At 54.2% G+C, this 22,613-nt stretch carries 17 protein-coding genes; 5 read left to right on the plus strand and 12 right to left on the minus strand.

The window, feature by feature from the left end:
* Nucleotides 1-49: 49 nt before the first annotated feature.
* The 5 genes from R70723_RS30185 to R70723_RS30205 all read right to left on the minus strand — a co-directional run bounded on the left by R70723_RS30185 (nt 50) and on the right by R70723_RS30205 (nt 7,973).
* A complete protein-coding gene (locus R70723_RS30185) occupies nt 50-2,932 on the minus strand; it encodes an HAD-IA family hydrolase (protein WP_039877805.1) in 2,883 nt (960 codons plus the stop codon).
* A gap of 25 nt (nt 2,933-2,957) precedes the next feature.
* Complete coding sequence (locus R70723_RS30190) at nt 2,958-4,049, minus strand: carbohydrate ABC transporter permease (protein ID WP_039877807.1); 1,092 nt, start codon at nt 4,047-4,049, stop codon at nt 2,958-2,960.
* A complete protein-coding gene (locus R70723_RS30195; protein ID WP_047171276.1) occupies nt 4,050-5,165 on the minus strand; it encodes a carbohydrate ABC transporter permease in 1,116 nt (371 codons plus the stop codon).
* 96 nt (nt 5,166-5,261) lie between these two features.
* Nucleotides 5,262-6,686 carry an ABC transporter substrate-binding protein gene (locus tag R70723_RS30200; RefSeq protein ID WP_039877808.1) on the minus strand — a complete coding sequence of 475 codons (1,425 nt, stop codon included), beginning with the start codon at nt 6,684-6,686 and terminating at the stop codon, nt 5,262-5,264.
* A gap of 282 nt (nt 6,687-6,968) precedes the next feature.
* Complete coding sequence (locus tag R70723_RS30205) at nt 6,969-7,973, minus strand: LacI family DNA-binding transcriptional regulator (protein WP_039877810.1); 1,005 nt, start codon at nt 7,971-7,973, stop codon at nt 6,969-6,971.
* Nucleotides 7,974-8,410: 437 nt separating this feature from the next.
* On the opposite strand from R70723_RS30205, the gene R70723_RS30210 reads away from it, so the two are divergent.
* From R70723_RS30210 to R70723_RS33660, 5 genes are all read left to right on the plus strand, one after another.
* Complete coding sequence (locus tag R70723_RS30210) at nt 8,411-9,427, plus strand: LLM class flavin-dependent oxidoreductase (protein ID WP_039877812.1); 1,017 nt, start codon at nt 8,411-8,413, stop codon at nt 9,425-9,427.
* A gap of 469 nt (nt 9,428-9,896) precedes the next feature.
* A complete protein-coding gene (locus R70723_RS30215) occupies nt 9,897-10,877 on the plus strand; it encodes a hypothetical protein (RefSeq protein WP_039877813.1) in 981 nt (326 codons plus the stop codon).
* A 20-nt stretch (nt 10,878-10,897) separates the two neighbouring features.
* A complete protein-coding gene (locus tag R70723_RS32480) occupies nt 10,898-11,563 on the plus strand; it encodes a sortase (RefSeq protein WP_052421524.1) in 666 nt (221 codons plus the stop codon).
* A gap of 207 nt (nt 11,564-11,770) precedes the next feature.
* Nucleotides 11,771-13,003, plus strand: coding sequence for a peptidase T (pepT, locus tag R70723_RS30225; protein ID WP_039877814.1), 1,233 nt, complete (start codon nt 11,771-11,773; stop codon nt 13,001-13,003).
* 103 nt (nt 13,004-13,106) lie between these two features.
* Nucleotides 13,107-13,268, plus strand: coding sequence for a hypothetical protein (locus tag R70723_RS33660; protein ID WP_156123859.1), 162 nt, complete (start codon nt 13,107-13,109; stop codon nt 13,266-13,268).
* Nucleotides 13,269-14,050: 782 nt separating this feature from the next.
* Here the strand turns inward: R70723_RS33660 and R70723_RS30230 are convergent.
* From R70723_RS30230 to R70723_RS30260, 7 genes are all read right to left on the minus strand, one after another.
* Nucleotides 14,051-15,187: an NADH-dependent flavin oxidoreductase gene (locus R70723_RS30230; protein WP_039877815.1), complete on the minus strand. Its 1,137-nt coding sequence runs from the start codon at nt 15,185-15,187 to the stop codon at nt 14,051-14,053.
* A gap of 78 nt (nt 15,188-15,265) precedes the next feature.
* Complete coding sequence (locus R70723_RS30235) at nt 15,266-15,640, minus strand: winged helix-turn-helix transcriptional regulator (RefSeq protein WP_039877816.1); 375 nt, start codon at nt 15,638-15,640, stop codon at nt 15,266-15,268.
* Between the two features lie 183 nt (nt 15,641-15,823).
* Nucleotides 15,824-17,215 (minus strand): ABC transporter substrate-binding protein, encoded by a 1,392-nt coding sequence (locus tag R70723_RS30240; RefSeq protein ID WP_039877817.1) that lies wholly within the window; start codon nt 17,213-17,215, stop codon nt 15,824-15,826.
* A gap of 90 nt (nt 17,216-17,305) precedes the next feature.
* Nucleotides 17,306-18,967 (minus strand): response regulator, encoded by a 1,662-nt coding sequence (locus tag R70723_RS30245; RefSeq protein WP_052421525.1) that lies wholly within the window; start codon nt 18,965-18,967, stop codon nt 17,306-17,308.
* Nucleotides 18,942-20,705: a cache domain-containing sensor histidine kinase gene (locus R70723_RS30250; RefSeq protein WP_039877818.1), complete on the minus strand. Its 1,764-nt coding sequence runs from the start codon at nt 20,703-20,705 to the stop codon at nt 18,942-18,944. Before R70723_RS30250 ends, R70723_RS30245 begins: the two co-directional genes overlap by 26 nt.
* 50 nt (nt 20,706-20,755) lie before the next feature.
* The gene (locus tag R70723_RS30255) at nt 20,756-21,574 is read right to left on the minus strand and encodes a carbohydrate ABC transporter permease (RefSeq protein WP_167336673.1); all 819 of its coding nucleotides are present in this window, start codon (nt 21,572-21,574) and stop codon (nt 20,756-20,758) included.
* Nucleotides 21,575-21,661: 87 nt separating this feature from the next.
* The gene (locus R70723_RS30260) at nt 21,662-22,558 is read right to left on the minus strand and encodes a carbohydrate ABC transporter permease (protein WP_039877819.1); all 897 of its coding nucleotides are present in this window, start codon (nt 22,556-22,558) and stop codon (nt 21,662-21,664) included.
* Nucleotides 22,559-22,613: the final 55 nt, after the last annotated feature.

Consider the following 22,613-nt stretch of genomic DNA (forward strand, 5'->3'; position numbering starts at 1 on the left):
GCAAAGAATCCCTCTGCACCCCGTCTGGCGGGTAAAGAGGGACTCTTTGCTATACCTTCCTACCGAACAGCGCCAGCAGCTTTTCTACCGTCAGCTCCGCGGTAGAAGGCAGCAGCAGGTCGGCTGCGCCGAGCTGCTCCCGGCTGCCGATGCCGACGGCCAGCATGCCGGCGGCTTTGATGGAGGCGATGCCTGCCGCCGCAGCCTCAATGCCGATGCAGCCCTGCGGCGGGACTCCAAGCAGCTCCGCTGCGGTGAGGAAAATCTCCGCATCGGGTTTGCCCTTCTGCAGCGCCGCCGGATCGGCGATGGCCTGGAACCGGCTGCCGATACCGAGCCGCTGCAGAAGCAGCGGCGCATTCAGGCTGGCCGAGGCCAGCCCGCAGGCGATGCCCCGCTGAGCAAGGGAATCCAGCAGCTCCAGGATTCCCGGCAGGAGATCGGCTGGCGTCAGCTGCTCCAGCAGCTGCCTGCAGCCGGCATCTTTTTTATCGGACAGCACCTGCCAGGCCTGATCATGCAGTCCGGCGGTACCGGCGATTACGCCGTCCAGATCGAAGATCACAGCCTCCAGCTGCCGGGCCAGCAGCAGGCTTACCGGCTGCTGCGGCTGTAGCAGCACAGGCTGGCCGCGGTGCCTGATCTGCAGCCCGCTGCCTTCCAGCAGCGTATAAACCGCCGCTTCGCTGCCGATGCAGACGTCGAGCAGTTGGCCGCGGGCGGTAACCTTGAAGCGGAAGCTCTGCCACTGCTCCGGCAGTGCCGGATCAAAGCACAGCGTACCGTCAACCTGCCGCAGGCCGCCGAACCCGTTCACAATCGACATCCAGGAACCGGCCATTGCAGCCATATGCAGCCCGTCCTTTGCGTTGCGGTTAATGTCATCCAGGTCCATCCGTACCGTACGGTCGAAGTAGCCGTAAGCTGCAGCCAGGTCGCCGATCTCCGCCGAAATAATACTGTGTATGCAGGGCGACAGCGAAGAATCATGAGTCGTCAGCGGCTCATAGTACTGGTAGTTACGGATTTTATCGACCAGACGGAACTTGTCTCCGAGCAGGAACATGGCCATTACCAGATCCGCCTGCTTCAATACCTGATGGCGGTAGATGACCAGCGGATGAAAATGCAGCAGCAGCGGGTATTTATCTGCAGGCGTCTGCTCAAAATCCCATCTCCGCTTACTCAGGAACGTATCATCCTGAGCGTAAATGCCCAGCTGCTCATCAAACGGGATAAACATCCGGTCAGCGGCCTCCCTCCACATTTCCGCCTCCCCCTCAGTCAAGCCGATGGACTGGCGAAGCCGTGCGTAATCTGCCGGATACTCCTGCTGGAGCAGAAGGACTGTCTCATAAGCATAAATAAGCTGATCCTGGACCATCAGATTTGTATAGGCGTTGTTATTAACAATGGCTGTGTACTCATCCGGCCCGGTGATTCCGTTAATACAAAAGGCTCCGCCGCGCGCGGGATTAAAGTACCCCAGGTCTGTCCAGAAGCGCGAGGTTTCACACAGGATTTCCGCCCCCCGGCTGACCAGGAACTCCACATCCCCTGTTGCCTGCACATACTGCTTAATCCCGTAGGCAATATCGGCATTAATGTGCGCCTGGGCCGTCCCCGCCGGGAAATAAGCCGAGTTCTCGGTTCCGTCAATGGTGCGCCATGGATACAGCGCCCCTTTCTGAGACAGCACCGCTGCCCGCTCCCGGGCCTTATCCAGCGTGGCATAGCGGAATTCCAGCAGCTTCCGGGCAATCTCCGGCTGAGTGTAGGTGAAGAACGGCAGCATGTACATTTCCGTGTCCCAAAAATAATGCCCCTCGTATCCCTCGCCGGTAAGTCCCTTGGCTGCGATGTTGGTCACACCGTCCCGGCCGGTGGACTGCAGCAGCTGAAACAGATTGAAGCGGATGCCCTGCTGCAGCGCCGGATCACCCTTGATTTCCACATCGGTATGTGCCCAGAACTGATCAAGATACGCGCGCTGTTCATCCGCAAGTCCGTTAAACCCGCAGCCTTCCGCCATCTTCAGTACACCAGCACTCCGATCCTGCAGCTCCTCCTCCGGGTAATCCTTCGAGGTGTAATACGTTATATATTTGGTCAATATAACGGTTTCCCCGCACTGCACCCCGGCCGTATAGCCGGCCGAGATGCGCTGGCCGTCCAGCTGCGGCGCAAGCCCGCGGCCCGACGCCGCCTGCAGCCTGTGGCTTGCCGCCGTGTACAGCACAAAGCGCGTATGCCGCGTCCGCTGCCGCATCCATAATACCCCAGCGGCTTCCTCATAGCCGCTGTCCTCCAGCAGCAGGCTCGGCCGGGCACCGCCTGACCCGAGCCGCGGATCAGCGCTGGCCTCGGACCGGCGGATCTCCCCGTCCAGCGCGGAGACAAACTGCAGCGTGCCGGCGAAGTTCAGCGCCGTTACGGCGTAATCAATTGCGGCCAGATGCTTGTGCCGCAGCGAGACCATCCGCCGGATCGCGAGCTTCACCCGCTGCCCGCCGGGCGACTCCCACTCGACCTCGCGGTGCAGGAGGCCGGTCTGCATATCCAGCCAGCGCCGGCAGCTGTGTACCTTCCCGCTGTCCAGCCGGAAGGGATACCCCTCAATCTCCAGCTCTATGATCCGCGCCTCGGTCACATTCAGCATCGACTGGTTAACTTCAGGCAGCCCGTAAGCCCCCTCGGGATAGACGACCGGTTCGGTGTCGTAGAACCCGTTCAGGTAATTGCCGGCAACCGTAGTGCCGGCCGTTCCATGATAGCCCTCCTCGAAGTTCCCGCGCATCCCGATATAGCCGTTGCCGAGCGCGAACACGCTCTCGCTGCGCTGATTATACTCCTCCTCATAGGTATCCTCGCCCAGGCTCCATTCCCGGTACGGGTATAGTGCAGGCGGATGCTCATACGGCTTCATCTTCATGACAGTCCTTCTCCTCCATTCACGGTTAGCCTTTCACGGAGCCGCCCATCAGCCCTCGGACAAAATACTTCTGCAGCAGGAAGAAAATCGCCAGCGGCATCAGCATGGAGATAAAGGCGGCCGAAGTCAGCAGATGCCAGTCGTTGCCGCGCGAGCCGGCCAGATCGGCGATTTTCATCGACATGACCTGCACCGACGGCTGGTTGCCGATAAAGATCAGCGACACCAGATAATCGTTCCACACCCAGAGGAACTGGAAAATACCAATCGAAGCGAGTGCCGGCACGGACAGCGGCAGAATCAGCCTGCTGAAAATGGTAAAGTGGCTGGCACCGTCAATAAACGCCGACTCGAACAGATCCTTAGGAAGCTGGCTGATAAAGTTGTACATGAAATATGTAACCAGCGGCAGGCCGAAGGCGGTATGCGCCAGCCAGATCCCGAGATAGCTGCCGTTAAGCCCCAGCGCCGTGTAATCCTTCAGCACCGGAATCAGGGCAACCTGAATCGGAATAACCAGCATCGCAATAATGATGACGAACAGCGTTTTGCGGCCGGGAAACCGCAGCCAGGCAAAGGCATACGCGGCAAAAGAGGCAATCAGCACCGGAATAACGGTAGCCGGCACAGCAATCGTCAGTGTATTCCAGAAGGCCTGGGATAAGCCCGTACCCTTTTGCGTTGTCTCACTGCCGTCGGCTTCCTTGAGCTTATACTCCTTGCCGGACAGCACATTGTTGTAATTGTCGAGCGTCAGCTCAGGGGTTGTCTTCCAGCCCTGCTCCTGCACGTTAACTGTACGTGCTCTGCGGTTCTCCCAGATCAGGCGGCTGTCCTCTGCCTTCACGCCCGCTTTTAGCTCATCATCGCTGTAGGTCCTGCCGTTCACCTCAATCGGCTCGCGCAGATCCACCTCCTTGGACAGCTGCAGCGTCTCGCCTGCCGTCCATTCCTGATGGGGGAACACCTTCCACCAGCCGGTCTGCAGAATATCCGCCGCCGGGCGGAAGGAGGAAATAAACAGCCCCAGTGTCGGAAGCAGCCAGAGGAAGCAGATTACGCCGAGGACGATGTTAACGAGCGTTTTTCCGCCTTTTCTTTTCTTTTTCCCCACCATTTAGAATCCCCCCTGCTTACGGAACTGGCGCAAATTAATGAGAATAACAGGCAGTACGGCGATCAGGAGCACAATAGCCAGCGTCGAGCCGTACCCGAAATTGCGGTACATGAAAAACTGCCGGTAGAACTGTGTCGCAACAACCTCTGTATCGTATTGACCTCCCGTCATCACCATGACGACGTCAAATATTTTCAATGTAAACACAATAATGGTGGTGGTCACCGTCAGGATGGTGGTAGAAATGAACGGTATGATTATGCCGAAAAAAATCTTGATCTCACCGGCGCCGTCAACGCGTGCGGCCTCCAGAATATCGTCGGGAACCCCCTTGATCGCCGCCGAGAAAATAACCATCGCAAACCCTGTCTGCATCCAGATCAGAATGATGATGAGGAAAAAGTTGTTCCACGGCTGCAGCATACTCGTCCAGGCCTGCGGTTCACCGCCAAAAAAGGTGACCATTGCATTCAGCAGTCCAATCTGCTCATCGCCCGGCTGATAATAGTAGACAAATTTCCAGATAACCCCTGCGGCCACAAAAGAGATTGCCATGGGCATGAAGATAATGGATTTGGCAATTTTTTCGTAGCTGCTGCGGTCGGCCAGAATGGCAATAAGCAGCCCCAGGCACACACAGGCCAGCGTTCCGACAAATACCCACAGCAGGTTATTGCGCAGCGCGGTAGCCATCAGCCGGTCACTGAAGATCGCCGCGTAGTTGCCAAAGCCCACAAACTTTTCAGAGGAGGCATTGAAAAAGCTCAGGTACAGCGTCCGCAGTGCAGGCAGGATCAGCAGCCAGCCCAGAATCAACACCGCCGGCCCGACAAAAACAAACGGCAGCACCCTCCTGCGGATGTGATCCGGATATTGCTCAGCCGCCCAGGTCAGGGTGTAATAGATCAGATAAACGCCAAGCACGCCCCACAGCACAGCCAGCACAGCAGTAACCAGCGGGTTAAGCGTGGAATCACGGAAAAAGAGGAAGATCAGCCCGTTCACCACAATGTTCGCCAGCAGCACACCCAGTGATAAAAGAATAGCCCTGACACTGATTGTCTGCCTGGCCTGCGTACTTGTAACGCCTGGCTTTGCTTTTATTTGTGCATCCATATTAGCTCCTCCTAATAAGAAGAAAAAGAGAGGCAGGCTGCAATGCGCTGCTGTCTGCCCCTCTTCGTCATTAATAGCCTTTCTGCTGCACCTGACCTAGTTATTCCAGCCTGACTGGATTTGCTCCAGTGCCTGATCCAGTGTAGCTGTACCGCTCACATAATCCGTCATGCCTTTCCAGAACGTACCTGCACCCACCTTGCCCGGCATAAGGTCGGAGCCGTCAAACCGCAGGGTTGAGGCTTCCTGCACCAGCTGCGCCATCCGGCGGTCAGATTCTGACTGGTACCAGTCAAGCGGTGCATCATTCATCGGAGCAACCACCCCGCCCGACTGCACCCAGGACTTAATGGATTCACCGGTAGTGAAGAATTCCATAACCGCACGCACCTCCGGACGGTCGTTGAACATGGCGTAGATATCACCTGCTACGAGTACAGGCTTGCCGTACTGCTCATCAATCGGCGGCAGGTAGAACCAGTCATAATCTACATCTACCTTGGCCGTTTCCGGGAAAAAGCTGGTGATAAAGTTACCGATCAGGTTAAACCAGGCTTTTGGCGGATTATCAAACATAGGCTTCGGAGCATCACCGAATGCGGTGGTTACAATTGATTTAGTCCCGCCGTAGACATAGTCCTCGTTAAGCCAAATCTTCGACATCACCTCTATGGCATTTTTCACTTCAGGAGAGGTAAAAGGCAGCTCACCGCTAACCCATTTGTCATAATTCTCAGGCGATGTTGTACGCAGCATTATATTTTCTACCCAGTCCGTTGCCGGCCAGCCTGTTGCTGCACCGCTCTCAATACCGATAGCCCAGGCGGGATCTCCATCCTTGGCAATCTGCTCGGTAAGGGCCAGCAGCTCATCCCACGTCTGCGGGACAGTGTAGCCTGCATCGTCAAACTGCTTTTTCGGATACCAGACCAGACTCTTTACATTGCTGCGGTTCCAGATCCCGGCCATAATTTTGCCGTCCTTGCCGTCCATCGTGGACATATCCAGCCAGCTCTGATTGTAGTTGCCCTTCAGCTTCTCCTGATCCAGCACGCCTGTCAGGTCAACCACCTTGCCGGTCTTGGCAATGGAAGCAAGCAGTCCCGGCTGCGGGAAGTCGGCGATGTCCGGCGCATTGCCGCCGTCAACACGGATGTTTATGGTCGCTTCAAATTCCTTGGAGCCCTCATACTGGATATCGATTCCGGTTTTCTCTTCAAACTCTTTGATGCTGCTCTCAAATTTCACCTGGTCGGCATCCACGAACGGCCCAAACATTGTGACCTTGGTTCCTTTGTATTCGCCCTTCATCGCTAGCTCGAGCGGAGATCCAGTTGCTGCAGAATCTGCATTATTTGTCGTATCTTTGTTGTTATCAGCAGCTGGTGCTTCCGTTGCAGCCGGACTATTAGTCGGCGCCGCATTATTACTGTTATTTCCGCCGCAGCCGCTTAGCATCATGGTGAACGATAAACACAGCACCATTGCAAGCGGCAGCTTGCGTCCTGGAGTTCTTCTCATTGTACATACATCCCCTTATATTCATATTTAGAGATTGCATTATGCTCCAACTTCCCCGGAATCCGCGTTGTCCGGCTGCTGATCCACCTCCTTGCAAAGGTTTTCAGAATAAACTGAATGGTTTTAATGGATTCTTAAATTCACCTTTTCCGTGTATGCGTTTTCAATTGTGTAGGTAAGGATTAGCTCGCCTTGAAAAGCTTTTCATAATTGGATGGAGATAGCCGGAACTACGTATATACAGTAAGTGCATCGTTGTTATACCAATTTATGCAAGCCATGCTACCTTTCCCTTGAGGATTCCCTTACAATCAGCTTATGCTTCATTTTTTCTTTCATTACAGCAACATTGCCTGTAGTCAGCAGTTCATGCAGCTTCTCGGCAGCCCGGTAGCCCAGCTGGTAGATCGGCTGCGCAATTGTTGTCAGCTTCGGAATGAACATCCCGGACATCCGCAGATTATCGAATCCGACAACCGACACCTGCCCCGGTACAAGAATATTGCGGTCCTTCAGGTACGAGATCGTGCCCATTGCAAACTCATCTGCTACACAGAATACGGCGCTAAGCTCCGGATAATCGCTGAACAGCTCATGCGCAGCCTGATAGGCCTGCTCGAAGCGGTGATTGGCATACTTAATCTTTCCGGCATTCCGCTCCAGCCCGCATTCTGTCAGCGCTCTGACGAACCCGGCGGCACGCGGCGGTCCTGATACTGAGTTATCATGATTGAAGCCAATCATGCCGATCTCTTTATGCCCCAGCTCGATCAGGAATTTTACTGCGTCATAGGCAGCCAGCTCATCATCCACCTCGATGGAAGGCACCTCGAACTCATCGGAGTGAGAGGATACCAGCACAAACGGAATCCGGCAATCCGTAAGCTTCTCATAATACTCCGGATACAGCACATCACTTGCGAACACAATTCCGTCCACCTGCTTCTCATGCAACGTATCCATGTAAGACAGGGTACGCTCCAGCTCACGGTCTGTATTACAGATCATCAGACTGTACCCGAGCTTAATACAGGCATCCTGCATTCCGCGGATCAAACCGGCGAAGTACAGATTCTCAATATCCGGTATCAGCAGCCCTAATGTAAAGGACTTTTTGTAAATCAATCCGCGCGCAAACGCATTGGGCTGATACTTCAGCTCTTTGATAGCTTCAATAACCCTGTTGCGTTTACTTGGTACGACGGTCTCCGGCGCATTCATGACCCTGGATACTGTACTGATTGATACCTCTGCCATTCTGGCGACATCTCTTATCGTTGGTTTCATGGACTAACTTCCTTTTTTTAGAAAAGCTTTTCAAGGCGATTATAGCAGGGCTTCCGTAAATTGACAAGAGAATAAATTAAGCGCTTACATAAATATGGGGAAATAGTCTTTGTGGTACTGGAGTATGGCTGACGGACGAATACAGGGCTTATGAAAGGCTTACCCATGTTGGCTATTCTCCACGTGATTTCTGCGGATGATTCCAGCGGGCCGCCCTCTTTGGCAAATCAGTTGCCTGTTCTGTACGCCCTGCTTATTCTGATTTGCCCCATTCAAATCCCGGTTCGCCACCAATTCCCCGCTTTCCCGCCGCCACAAACTTACTTAAAGTGTGTAAATATTATTATTTCATGTTATACTTTTCGGGTAGATTTATTTACAGCTGCAAATACTGCTGAAAGCTTATAAATCGCTTAATTCTCATACTTGGAGGGATTATTGTGAAGCAACTGCGGGATATTCCGATTTCTGTGCTGGACCTTGCTCCGATTGTAGAGGGCGGAACAGCAGCGGATTCACTGCAAAATACACTAGATTTGGCCCGTCATGCCGAAGGGTGGGGTTATAAGCGCTACTGGCTGGCGGAGCATCATAATATGACCGGTATTGCCAGCTCAGCGACCTCTGTCGTTATCGGGCATGTAGCTGCCGGAACCAAGAGCATCCGCGTCGGCTCAGGCGGAATTATGCTCAGCAACCACGCGCCGCTGATGATCGCCGAGCAGTTCGGGACACTGGAGTCGCTGTTCCCCGGACGCATCGACCTCGGCCTCGGCAGAGCCCCCGGCTCTGACCAGGCAGCAGCGAGAGCGCTGCGGCGCGGCCTGGGCAGTGACGGCAGTGAATTCCCTGAGCAGCTCAGCGAGCTCAGGGCCTACTTCGATCCGGACGGTGCCGGATCACGCCCGCTCGGGGTACGCGCTACACCGGGCGAAGGACTGAACGTGCCGATCTGGCTGCTCGGCTCCAGCGGCTTCAGCGCGCAGCTGGCCGGACAGCTGGGCTTGCCGTTTGCTTTTGCCAGCCACTTTGCTCCGGATTACCTGCTGCCTGCGCTGCACTTATACCGCACCAGCTTCAAGCCGTCGGCTGTGCTCGACAAGCCGCATGTGATGGTCGGACTTGGGGTTACCGCCGCAGATACTACAGCCGCCGCACGCTGGCTTGCTACTTCACAGCAGCAGCAGTTCCTGAATATTATCCGCGGCCGCACAGGCAAGCTTCAGCCTCCGGTGGATGATATGGAGCCGCTGTGGTCGCCGCAGGAAAGAGCTCTTCTGCTGGATAAGCAGAAATACTCCATTGCCGGGGATAAGAATGCTATCAAGGAACGTCTTCTGCAAATTCTCGAAGAAACGGAGGCCGATGAATTTATCATCGCCTCCCAGATCTATGATCATACGGCACGCCTGCGTTCGTATGAGCTGGTGGCTGAGCTTATCAAAGAAAACTAAATCTGCAGATCTTTTCAATTAACCCGGCAAGACAGCTATACCGGGGCGGGTATTTTATCCGTCCGGATAACTGTCTTGTTTTTTTGTAATACAACCATTATCCGTTCTCAATAACACACACTGAAATTCATGATTTTTAAAGAAATATTTAATAATACATAGTAATTAGGCGATAACAATGTTTTATTAACGTTTTTATTCTGATTTTGCGGTTACAAGGCTTCAAAAGGTGTTTTTAATTGTTAACTTTATTGATTATACTGTAATTATTCGTTATAACGAACATACATAGATCATATTAGCCTCCCCTTACTCTTTTAACGAATCCGTATTCAGATACTTGCCAATATAGTAGTACTTCAAAATACCACTTCTTTCGACAAGCAGTGGGGAAATTACGAATTATGGGCGTTTTTTTGTCGAGCTGCGGCATGCAGCATGGTTTTCGAGAAGAAGGGGGCGTCGGCGGATGAAGAAAAAGGGGCATATCGCCCTGATTGGCGTGTATATCCTGCTGGTTATAACCGGAGTAGTCTGGCATGCCGGCGGAGTAAGCGCAGAGGATACCATCAAGCTCACAGTTAACTCGCATTCAACAAGCACAGCAGTGATGAACAATATGCAGCCTGGAGATGAAAGCTCGTCAGCGTACACGATGGTTAATGAGGGATCACAGGCCATTGATTATTTTGTAGACTTCAAATTTCTATCCGGAGATGCCGATTTGTACAATATTCTGGAGATGACGCTGCAAAAAGAGGGAGTAACGCTCTATTCGGGAGTAATGAGCAAGGCTGAGGGCAGAGTGGCAATCGGCTCATTAGCAGGAGAGGCTGAGGAATCCATACAGATGGATGTCATTTTCCCGATACAGGCGGGCAATGAATTTCAGGGGAAGTCCGTCAGTGTTACTTTTATTTTCACGGCTTCTGCTGTTCCGCAGCCTACTGCCGGACCTAGTCCGCAGCCTTCGGCATCACCTGCACCTTCCGCCGAAGCCAGTCCTACACCCGGTGCCTCCGCTTCTCCGGTACCGACTGACGGACCTGGCAGCACGCCTGAAGCTACAGCCACACCTGCTGTCACTGCTTATCCTGGCGGCATTCAGACTCCGGTGCCTTCAGCTTCACCATCGGCCTCCCCATCGGCTACGGCCGGAACCGTTGAGGTGACTGTAACAGATCCTCCTGTTCCGCTGGGCGGAGAGGATGGAAATAACGGTGAAGCCGTGCCGACTCCGGACACAGGCAACGCGGATAACGGCAGTACACCCGCCCCTTCGTCTGACGGGGAAACCGCAATCGATGATGAAGAGCTTCCGCTCTCCGGGCCAAATGGCGGTGATGAACTGCCTGACACGGCTGAGCCATGGTATAACCTCATTCTGATCAGCATGGCAGTTGCCATCCTAAGCATTATCCTGCTGCGCAGACTGAACTCAAAGAAATAACAAAGGCTGGAGGAGAGAGTATGAAGCAGCGCCCGGGGATTGTCATTGCCGCCGTCCGCCTGATCTTCGTGCTCTCTTTGTGTGTGCTGCTGTATTCGGTACTGCAGATCGTCAAAGCTCCTGCGGAAGCAAGCCAAGCGCTCGAGGATTGGGATAAAAAGAGGGAGGAAGCCCAAGCTCCTGCTATTCAAGCGGAGGATGAGACCCCCTTGCCTCCGGGGATGGTGACATTGCCGGTGCAAACAAAGAGTACCCCGGCAAAATATGCTGATGGTGAGCTTATCGGGGAGATTTATTTTCCTGCACTGGACCGGCGGGTTGCTATTCTTGAGGGCACAGAGCGGGCGCAGCTAAAAAAAGGCGCCGGGCATTATGCAGGAAGCGCAGCGATCGGTGCAGACGGCAACAGCGTACTTGCCGGGCACCGGGATACCGTGTTCCGCGGAATCGGCAGGCTCAAGGAGCATGACTTAATTGAGGTAGAGACGGTGAAGGGAACCTTCGTTTACGAGGTAACCGGCAGCATTATCGTAGACGGGGAGGAACGGGGAGCGATCAAGCCGAGCAGTACACCTGTGCTTACACTGATCACCTGTTATCCGTTCGGCTATGCCGGTCCGGCACCGGAACGCTATCTGCTGTCGGCCTCTCTAATCGGAAGCGGCTCACCGGGCGGGCAGGATTGAGCAGGAGAAATGTCCGTTCAGGCTATTCCCCTCCAAAAGGTGAGTCCCCGCCCTGAACATGATAATATAGTACTGCGAGTATTGCGGCAGGCTGAAGCGGCTGTACCGGCAAACTCCGGACAGCCTGTTTGTGCGGCAAATGACAGGCTTATGTATGGGGCACCCTGTACTTAATATGTTTTTATATGAAGAGGAGCTGACTTACCTGTGAAAGATGAACTGATTAAACGGTTTGTGTCGTATGCGCAGATGGATACCCAATCCAATGAGGATAGCGATACCTGCCCTTCCACCCCGGGGCAAATGGAGCTGGCCCGCAAGCTGGTGGACGAGCTGCAGGAGCTGGGATTAACGGAAGTTACCGTGGACGAGCATGCCTATGTAATGGCTACCCTGCCTGCGAACACTGACAAGGAAGTGCCGGTAATCGGATTCCTGGCCCATCTGGATACGGCTACGGATTTTACCGGAGCTAACGTGAAGCCCCAAATCGTCGAAAATTATGACGGCGGCGATATTGTGCTGAATAAGGAGCTGAATATCGTTCTGGGGACGGACAGCTTCCCGGAGCTGCCTGAATACAAGGGGCATACGTTGATTACAACTGACGGCACCACGCTGCTGGGCGCAGACAACAAGGCCGGTATAGCCGAAATCATGACCGCCATGGCCTACCTGATTGCCCACCCCGAAATCAAGCACGGCAAAATCCGCGTAGCCTTCACTCCCGATGAGGAGATTGGACGCGGACCGCACAAGTTTAATGTTGCCGCTTTTGGCGCCTCCTACGCTTATACTGTAGACGGCGGACCGCTCGGCGAGCTGGAATATGAAAGCTTCAACGCCGCCGCCGCCAAAATCACCTTCAAAGGCGTCAACGTCCATCCCGGAACCGCAAAGGGAAAAATGGTCCACTCCTCCAAAATCGCGATGGCCTTCCATCTCAGACTGCCAGCCGGCGAAGCACCCGAATTCACAGACGGCTATGAGGGCTTCTATCACCTGATCTCCATGCAGGGAACGGCGGAGCAGAGCAAGCTGGCCTACATCATCCGTGACTTTGACCGTGCAAGCTTTGAGAACCGTAAAGCGAATATTTCCGCCATTGTCGACGAGTTCAAATCCACCTACGGCGATGAAAATGTGCTGCTGGAAATGAACGACCAGTACTACAATATGCGCGAAAAAATCGAGCCTGTCCGCCATATCGTCGATATCGCCCACGAAGCGATGGAGAACCTCGGCATCACACCGGTAATCCGCCCGATCCGCGGCGGTACCGACGGCTCGCAGCTGTCCTATATGGGACTGCCTACGCCGAATATTTTTACAGGCGGGGAGAACTTCCACGGCAAATTCGAGTATGCTTCAGTCGATGTCATGCTCAAGGCTGTAAATGTAATCGTAGAAATCTCCAGGCTGTTTGAGGAAAAAGCCTAACCGCGGCTGGGATCGGCAGATTGCTGTGATGCCGCCTGCTGATGCGGGAATGTTGCCGTAATTGCATTAGTAGTTAGTTTCAGTCCAAGCGGGTGGAGGCTGTTTGGGCGGTTACAGCGGCTACAGCGGTTACGACGGCTTCGGCGGTTACGACGGTACGGCGATTACGACTGCTTCGGCGGTTGAGTGGACCAGAGTACTTGGGCTGTTGCTGCGAGCTGCACAAATTACAGCAGCTAGGGCAGGCAGGCCAAATCCCGGTTAGTTAAAGTAATCTGACAGTTGCTGTAGCAGATACGCATGCGCGGTAACTGTGACAGGTATGGTAGCCGTGGTAGTCAGCAGTTTTGCAGGAATTCCAGATGTATAGCGCCTGTTAGCGATATAAAACAGCCCCCGGCAAAAGCGGACGCTTTCAGCCGGGGGCTGTTTTTATGCTTATTTACTTTCTGGAGGAGGGCTCCATCTCTTTCCGCCTGTTCTCGCTTAGACTAAGTCTGGCGGAAACTAGGAACCAGGGGAGAGTTATGCCGGGTCACCTGCACTGAGACTAGAGTAGCGTGCCATCCAGCGCCGGCGCCAGCTCCATTAAAGGGATTTTCCCCTTTCATTCAACACTTCCAGGCCGCCAATAGCGACATTAAAGGGATTTTTCCCTTTAATTCAACAGTTCCAGGCCGCCAATAGCGACATTAAAGGGATTTTTCCCTTTAATTCAACACTCCCGGGCCGCCAACAGCTCCATTAAAGGGATTTTTCCCTTTATTTCAACAGTTCCAGGCCGCCAACAACGACATTAAAGGGATTTTTCCCTTTAATTCAACACTCCCGGGCCGCCAACAGCTCCATTAAAGGGATTTTTCCCTTTAATTCAACAGTTCCGGGCCGCCAATAGCACCATTGAAGGGATTTTTCCCTTTAATTCAACACTCCCGGGCCGCCAACAGCGACATTAAAGGGATTTTTCCCTTTAACGGTGCACTTCCAGGCCGCCATCGTTGTCATAACACCCAAGCGGCCACGCTGCACGCACGCCTCTTGAGCGCTCTATCCCTTAAGCGGCAGCCAGCCCGTCGGACGGGAGATGGCCCCCCACAGCGGGTCAGGGATAACCAGCTCGGCCTGGGCTGTCGTATCCAGCTCGGTCGCAATGTCGGCGGCGCGGCCTTCGGCCAGCTTCTGCACATAGTCCGGGTCAATCAGCAGCGGGCGGCCGAGTGCCACCAGTTCAATGCCGGTGTCCAGGCTCTTCAGTGCATCCTCCGGCTTGTACAGCGAGCCGACACCGATGACCGGCACGGCACCGCCCACGCGGTCGACAATCTGCTCGATTCTCGGCCGCTCATCTTCTGTACCACGGCGCGGCAGCGACCACAGCTCCATCAGCGAGGCATGCAGGTAGTCGAGTCCCTCTTCTTTAAGCGCATCAATCAGCGCGAAGGTCTCAGCCATTGTAATTCCCGGTGTTTCCGGCTCTTCCGGAGAGAAACGGTAGCCGACAATGAACGGGGTGGATGCATATTCGTCCACCACACGCTTCACTTCACGCAGAACGGCGAGCGGGAAGCTCAGGCGCTTCTCCAGGCTTCCGCCCCAGCGGTCCTCGCGGCGGTTAGTATGCGGCGAGAAGAACTGCTGCAGCAGATAGCCGTTAGCGCCATGAATTTCAACGCCGTCGAAGCCGGCCTCAATGGCCCGGCGGGTCGCTGCACCGAAATCGGCGATAATCACTTGAATCTCCTCATCAGTCAGCGTGCGCGGCACAGGTCCGTGCCCGCCGCCCGGCAGCTCTGACGGAACATCGCTGGCGCTGACGGTCTGGCCGTCAGGCAGCAGCTCCGGCGGACACTGGCGTCCCCCGTGAAAAATCTGCAGCACGGCCTTGGCGCCCTCGCCCTTAATCGCCGCAGCCAGCTGGCGCAGGCTCGGGATCAGCTCGTCGCGGTCAGCGCCGAACTCCCCGGGGAAGCCCTTGCCGCCCCGGCTTACATAGACACATGCTGTAACAACCATACCGGCGCCTTTGGAGCGGCGGATATAATATTCAAGCTCAGGTCCGGAGACCGTGCCATCCTCATTGGAAGAGAAATTCGTCATAGGTGCCATAACCACGCGGTTACGCAGGGTAATTCCATTACTAAATGCATACGAGTCCAATAACGGACGATAATCAGTTTGCGGCATCTCGAACAATCCCTCCATTATTTATATCTATATCCTGTACACTAACGCGACAGCTTGCCCGTTCACCGGATAACAGCGCTATTCTCCAGCCTGGCTGTTATTCTTCCAGACCACATTGTTCCCGTAATCCTTACCCCAGTCGTACATCATCCGAAGCACCGGCAGCAGGCTTTGCCCGTAATCCGTCAAAGAGTATTCTACTCTCGGCGGGACCTCGGCATACACCTTTCTCAGCACAAGCTGATCCTCCTCCAGCTCACGGAGCTGGTTGGTCAGCATTTTTTGCGTAATATGGGGGATGAGCTTCTTCAGCTCACTGAAGCGCTTGGTGCCCTCAAGGCCCAGATGCCACAGGATAATCAGCTTCCATTTGCCCCCGATAACGGCAAGCGTAAGCTCCTTCTCGCAGTTAATTTCCTGCAGATTAATACGGTCTTTAATTTCCGTTGCCAAGGCAGGCGGCCCCCTTTCCTTCTTACCTATCATACTACAAAACACCCGGCCCCCGCACATCACCGCCATCCATACGGATATCCGCACAGACATCCGGCCCGCCGCTGCCAGACACCAATCGCCATACACACTCACCAAACACAAAGACCGCAGGCTCAAGGCCTGCGGTCTAATAAACTGATTTTACTCGATAACCAGGCTTCCCTGCAGATTAGCTGCATTAAAGTCCGGCTGTGCTTCAACTGTAGTGTCTCCTGCAGCGACTGCTTTTTCCAGCGCCGCGTTGTAGCGGGTGTTCAGATCCTGAATTTCCTTATCCAGGTCTCCGCCGGTAAAGATGTATCTGTTGAACACGTCCATCTTCTTGGTTCCTTCCAGACGTCCTTCAGTAGCACCGAATGGAGTGGCCGGATAGATTCCGTCAAACTTGGTTGGCAGGAAGTACTCGATGCCCGGGATATCCGGAGCTTTGGCAGCAGCAGCGACAGAAGGGATAACAGATACGCCGTATCCGCCTTCCTGGTAAGCAGTCTGCACATCATCACTGTACATCCATTCAATGAACTTCCAGGCTGCTTCCTTGTTGGCCGAATCCTTGCTCATTGCCAGGTAGCTGCCGGAAATAACCTGGCTTGCGCCGTTCTGCTGGCCGTCAATAGTCGGCGGCAGTGCTGCAGCCCAGCGGATTTCGGTCGGGAATTGGGTTTTGTATACGCTTGGTTCTACAGAGTGGTTAAAGTACATACCGATTTTACCCTGGGCGAATTGTGCGCGCAGCGGGTCAATATCAAGCGATTCCGAGCCCGGCATCATGCTGCCGTCCTCAACGATCTGGCGCAGTGCCTCAAGGGTTTCCTTGTACATGCCGAAGTCGAATTGTCCGGTCTGGAAGTTGAAGCCCTCCTGCCCTTCTGCCTTGCTTAGAGTCGTAATCGGATGAGCGATACGCTCAAAGCCGCTGCCGCTCTTGAAGTTACCGGCAAGTCCATATGCGCCGCTCGCTTTACCAACCTCGGTAATCTTCTTGGCATCTTCAACCATCTCAGCCAGTGTAGTCGGAGGCTCGGTAATGCCGGCCTGCTCGAACAGATCAACGTTGTAGATCAGGCGCCAGAACTGGCCGATATTCGGCAGAGTGTAGATTTTACCGTCAACGGTGTTCTTTTCATTAATCAGAATGCTCTCGAACCGGCTCTTCATCTCCGGCGTAATGTAATCGTCGAAGGATTCCAGATAGCCCTTCTTCACCCAAGTCGGCACGTTGCCTGTATCCACGCGCAGGATGTCCGGCGCCTGTTTACTGGAGAAGGCAATATCCACGGACTGTGCATAGTTATCAGCCATCACCTTGAACTCGATATCTACATCGGGGTTAAGCCCCTCGTATTCACTGATTTTCTGCTCAATAAAATCGGAATCATGACGGTCGATCGACCAGTAGACCAGCTTGGTTTGCCCGGCAGCGGCATTACCCTCTTCCGCCTCGGCGTTTGTATTATTGGAAGATGCACAACCGGCCAGTGAACCCGCCAGCAGCAGTGAAGCACCAGCCAGCATCCATTGATTTCTTTTCATCTAAAAAACCTCCCTTTATGTTTGTAATCGCATTCATTTCATATAAAAAGTATAAAATGACTGCCCTGTTGTGAGTGAAGGGGAAAACAACTATTCAGGGGAGACGAAATCACTGTTTCCTCGCTGTACGGCTGAACTGTACTTCGAACGGAAGTCGGTGGGGGTCATCCCGGTATATTTTTTAAACAGCTCAGTAAAATAAGGCCGGTCCTCATAACCGAGCGAAACAGCGATATCCTGCACCTGCATGCCTTCAAGCACCAGCTCCTTGGCCTTCTCCATTCTGCGGCTGATAATATACTGGGCCAGCGTCATGCCCATTTCCTTCTTGAACAGGTTGGAAAAATAGCTTGGGCTGAGATGCACCTCGCGTGCACAATCAGCAACTGACAGGTTGCGGTGCAGATTGCCGTTGATGTGGGCGATCGCCCGCTCCACCAGCACACGGGCATCGCTCGTCTGGCGGATCTGCACATAGGCACAGCCCTGGCTGCAAAAATCGCGGATCTGCCTGCGCAGCTCCTCAAAGGAAGCCGCTCCGTTCATCTCGGCCAGCTTCTTCTCCAGCGTCTTAACCTCAGCGTCCGAGGCCTTGTCGGAAAAGACACGGTGAATAGAATGGGCCAGCTCCAGGCACATGGTTTTGACGATAGCCGGATCAGGGAGGACAGGAGAGCTGACCCATTCGCTCCAGATCCCGTCCAGCTGCTCCTCCGCCTTGGCCAGATTAGCCGAGCGCAGACAGTAGAGCAGCTCCTTCTCTTTATCATAGGAGTATCTGGGAAGGGCGGCATCTGCCTCCGGCGATTCCACATAGCGGTAGACGCTGTTGCCCCCGGTCAAAAAGGTATTCGTCAGCGCAGACATGGCCTGGGCATAGGATACCGACAGCTGTCCGGCCTCCTCAACGCCGCCGCCCAGTCCAATCGACACCGTCTGGTAGGTATGCCTGCAGACATTCTCGCGGCATTTCTCAGCAAGCTGCTCCGCATCAAGCGCAGTCGGCGGATTCATGACAATTACGAACTGATTCACATGCTCGCGGAACACAATGCCCTCCGTGTAGGCGGCAATCGTCTCCTGCAGAATGTTCTGCACCGCAAAGCGGATCAGCTCCACCTCGGATACAGGCATTGAAGCCGTCCGGTCGGCAAAAAAGTCAATCTCCGCTACCATCACGCAAAAGCCGCTGCGCTTCATCTGAATCGCATAGAAATCCCACTGCTGGCTCAGATGCTGCTGCCGGCTGCCGTAACGGATCAGGAGCCGCATGTATTCCTGGCGCAGATAAGGCATGCTCTCCCGCAGCTTCTGCTCCATCCCCCGCATTTGCTCGGCCTGCGAGCGTTCCCGCTCCAGCACCTCCTTGGCCTTCAGGACGGATTCGAGCACCTGCGGCCGGGTAAACGGCTTGACGATCAGGTCGAACGCCCCGAGCTTTACCGCCTCCTGGGCATATGAGAAATCGGAATAGCCCGTCAGGAAAATCAGCTTAATCTCCGGCTGCTCAGCCAGAATCGTCCGCATCATCGCCAGCCCGTCGGTGAAGGGCATACGGATATCGGTCAGGACAATATCAGGCCGGTGCTTGCGGATCTCCACCAGGCCCTCCTCACCGTTGGCCGCTGTGGCGGCCACTGTAATACCGTGCTCCTCCCACGGAATCCGCTGCGACAGGCCCCGGACAACAGCCGGAATATCATCAACTATGCATAACTTAACAGGTTCAGCGTGCTTCAGGATAAACTCCACCTTCCAATGGGAATGAGAGAACCGCTTCGGTCTCGGTATTCGGGCTGCTGCGGAACAAGAGTCCGCCCTCCTTGCCGTAATAGATCTGCAGACGGCTGCAGATATTGGTCAGCGCATAACCCCCGCTGCTCACAGGCTCCTTCAGTCTTGCGTTCAGCTTGTCCGCGTCCATGCCTGCCCCGTTGTCGGTGACCCGGATTACAAGCTGTCCATCCTCTCTGGTCACAGCGACTGTTATCAGCCCTCCGCCCCGCAGCTCCTTCAGGCCGTGCAGAATGGAGTTTTCCACCAGCGGCTGGATAATGATCTTGAGCACAGGCAGGTCGAGCAGCTCCGGAGCGGCGGTTATTGTATAATCAAACAGCCCCTCGTAGCATTGCTGCTGGAGGTTCAGGTACTGGCGCACATGCTCCAGCTCCCGGCCCAGCGTGGTGATCTCCTGCCCGTTGTTCAGGCCCAGCCGGAACAGGGCGGACAGCGAAATCACCATCTGTTTCACATCCTCATATTCATCCATTTCACATTTCCAGAAGATTGTATTGAGTGTGTTATATAAAAAGTGAGGCTCTATCTGCGCCTGCAGCGTCTTGATCTCCGCCTTGCGCTTTTCCTTCTCCGTATCCTTGACCTCAACGATCAGCTCGCCGATCCGGTCCAGCATCTGGTTAAACTTGCGCCCGGCGTCGCCGATCTCATCCTGGAACGGGCTTTCGAAGCGGGCACCCAAATCCTCCTGCTCTACCCGCGACATGGTCTTCTGAAGCTTCAACAGGGGCCCGAGCAAAAGGGCGGACAGGGTTCTGGACAGCAACAGGGCTATCACGATGCAGCCGGCCATAATCATTACTACCAGCCACTGGATGCTGCGGACAGGCGCCAGCAGCTCCTTCTTGGACAGGTAGCTGACCAGCAGCCAGTCATCGGCATAACCCGACTCGGCATAGCTGACCAGCATGGTGCCGCCTGCCGCCGGGTACTCGAAGTTGCCGCTGTCTGCTTCCAGCAGGCGGTCCATAAAATCAGCCGAGCGCGACCATTCCGGCCGTTCGCTATCCCCGAAGACACTGTCTCCCGTTCTGTTCAACAGCATGAATTTGGCATTGCCGAGGCTGGCGCCTCCGCTGACGGTATCCTCGAGAATATCCTCCTTCACATTGACCGCAAGGAATACATCGGGCACATAATTCTCCGTCAGCGGCTGCAGCAGCAGAGAGATCACCTGATGCTTGCCGGCAAACAGCTCGTCGGGATGGCTCTCCACCCAGTTCGACTCCGGGTTCTCCCTTATCCGCTGATACAGCAAAGACTCCATAAATGGAGTCGCTGTTCTACGCAGATTACCGGCGGAATAGAAATCTCCGCCGGGCGTACTGATCAGGATCGATTCAATGGAATTCTCCGTCAGCTCCGCCTGGGTAAAGGGGTTCTGCAGCACGGAGAAATTCGCAAAGTACCGGTCTGTATTATTCGCTTGTATATCTCTTATGGTCTGCTTGTAGGCATCGCTCAGCATAATGGTCGAGGAGGCCACAATAATCTGCTTCAGCTTCTGGTCAAGCACATTGACCGACTGGTTGAGCACATTGCGGTTCAGGTCGGTGGAGTTGCGCTCCATCGCCCTCGAAGCAATCGAGTAGGCCCCCAGTCCGGTTATTGAGATGCAAAAGACGGTCAGCAGGGTGAATGACAGCCATATTCTTTTTTTGAGTGAGGTCCGGTACAGCCAGGCCTTCAGCATGATTCCACATCCTTCACCGGCTGGCTGCCCGGACAATCGCCGTATCAGCCTTAGCCCTTAACAGAGCCAGCCGTCATCTGCATAAATGATTTGTTGGCAAAAATATAAACGATAATCATCGGAAGCATGGACAAGCATGCACCGGCAAGCATTAGCTGCGGCTGGGCCGCATCCCCGACGCCGTATTTCAGTCCGGCCAGACCTACAGTCAGTGTCTGGAGCGCAGGCTGGGTCATCGTGAAGACCAGCGGCAGGATGTATTCGTTCCATGCGCCGCGGAAGGTCCAGAGTGCGGTTACACCCAGGGCCGGCGTCAGAAGCGGCAGGATAACCCGAAAGTATACGCTATAGAAGTTACAGCCGTCAATAAACGCAGCTTCGTCAAGCTCCTTCGGGATGGCCCGTACAAAGCCGATCAGCATGAAGAAGGCCGTCGCATGGGCGCTGATCAGGATGATGATGACGCCCCAGAGCGATTTTTGCAGATTAAGCGCAACCATGAGATCGAACTGCGGGCGGAGCACAACAGCACCGATCGAAATGAACAGGGTGCAGGACTGAATAACCACATACACCCGTTTTCCGTAGAAATCCACTCTCGCTACCGCATAGGCTGCCATTGTTCCGATTAGCAAAGTGCCTATTGTAGTAAAGGTACTGATGAACATGCTGTTCCAGGTGAACCTTGCAAAATTAGCCGAGGTCCAGGCCTGGGTGAAGTTTTCAAATTTCCACTCCTTCGGCAGCAGCGTCGTGCCTGTGGTCAGCTCCAGATTGGATTTCAGCGACCCGAAGAAGGCAAGGATGATCGGAAAAAGGGCGAAGCCCGCAACCAGCAGCAGGAAAATCCACAGCAGTACCCGCGACAACAGCGCTTTTGACTTGATTGTACTGGCAGGAGATGAAGTTATTTTTGTATCCGCTTGTAATGTGCTCACTGTTCATTCTCCTCTCTTTTAATAGATATCATTCAGTTTCTTGGAAACGTAGAAGTAGATCAGGGTAATCAGCCCGACGATAACCGCAGTTGTGAAGCCGACCGCACTACCGTAGCCGAACTGCTGGATGCTTGAGCCTCCGCTCGAAACCGGGAAGAACAGCTTATACAGATAGAGGTACATGACTTCCGTCTTGCCGTAAGGTCCGCCCTCGGTCAGTACCATAATGCTCTCGTAGCCCTTCAGCGATACGGTGATCGCCAGCATGATAATCATCTGCAGCACGGGTCCCAGCATAGGTACGGTGATGCTCCACATTTTGCGCAGCGGGCCCGCCCCGTCGATGGAAGCCGCTTCATAAAGATCCTCGGGAATATTCTGCAGGCCTGCGATAAAGAGCAGCATATAGTTCCCGATCGCTCCCCAGATGGCAATGATGATTGCAGTCAGTAAGGCATATTTGGCACCCAGCCAGTCAATTGGAGAGGATATAATGCCGGCGCCCAGCAGCAGCTGGTTCACCATACCGTTATAGGAGTTGAAAATAACATAGAATACAATCGCCATTACCGAAGCACTGATTACGGTAGGCATGAAATAAATCGCCCGCAGCAGCTGCCGGCCCTTCAGAGCCCGGTTAAGAATCACTGCCAGGATGAACGAAAGCGGGATCGTAATGATCAGCTTGCCGCCTGCGTAGATAAAGGTATTGACTACCGAATGCCAGAAATCCTTATCGCGGAACAGACGTTCAAAATTGTCCAGACCGATGAAGAGCGGCGTGCCGAAGCCCTGATAATCATAGAACATGTACTTTAAAGCCCAGAAAACGGGATATACCCCAAAAATCAGTGTCAGTATCAGGCTGGGCGCAACAAAGGTCCAGGCGTTTATTTGACGTTTCGTTCCATTCATTGATTGTTCCTCCTGTCTATTCGGCTTGCGCTTATATCCTAATGATACGTCCCTG

The organism is Paenibacillus sp. FSL R7-0273, assembly GCF_000758625.1.
Classification (GTDB): Bacteria; Bacillota; Bacilli; order Paenibacillales; family Paenibacillaceae; genus Paenibacillus_AQ.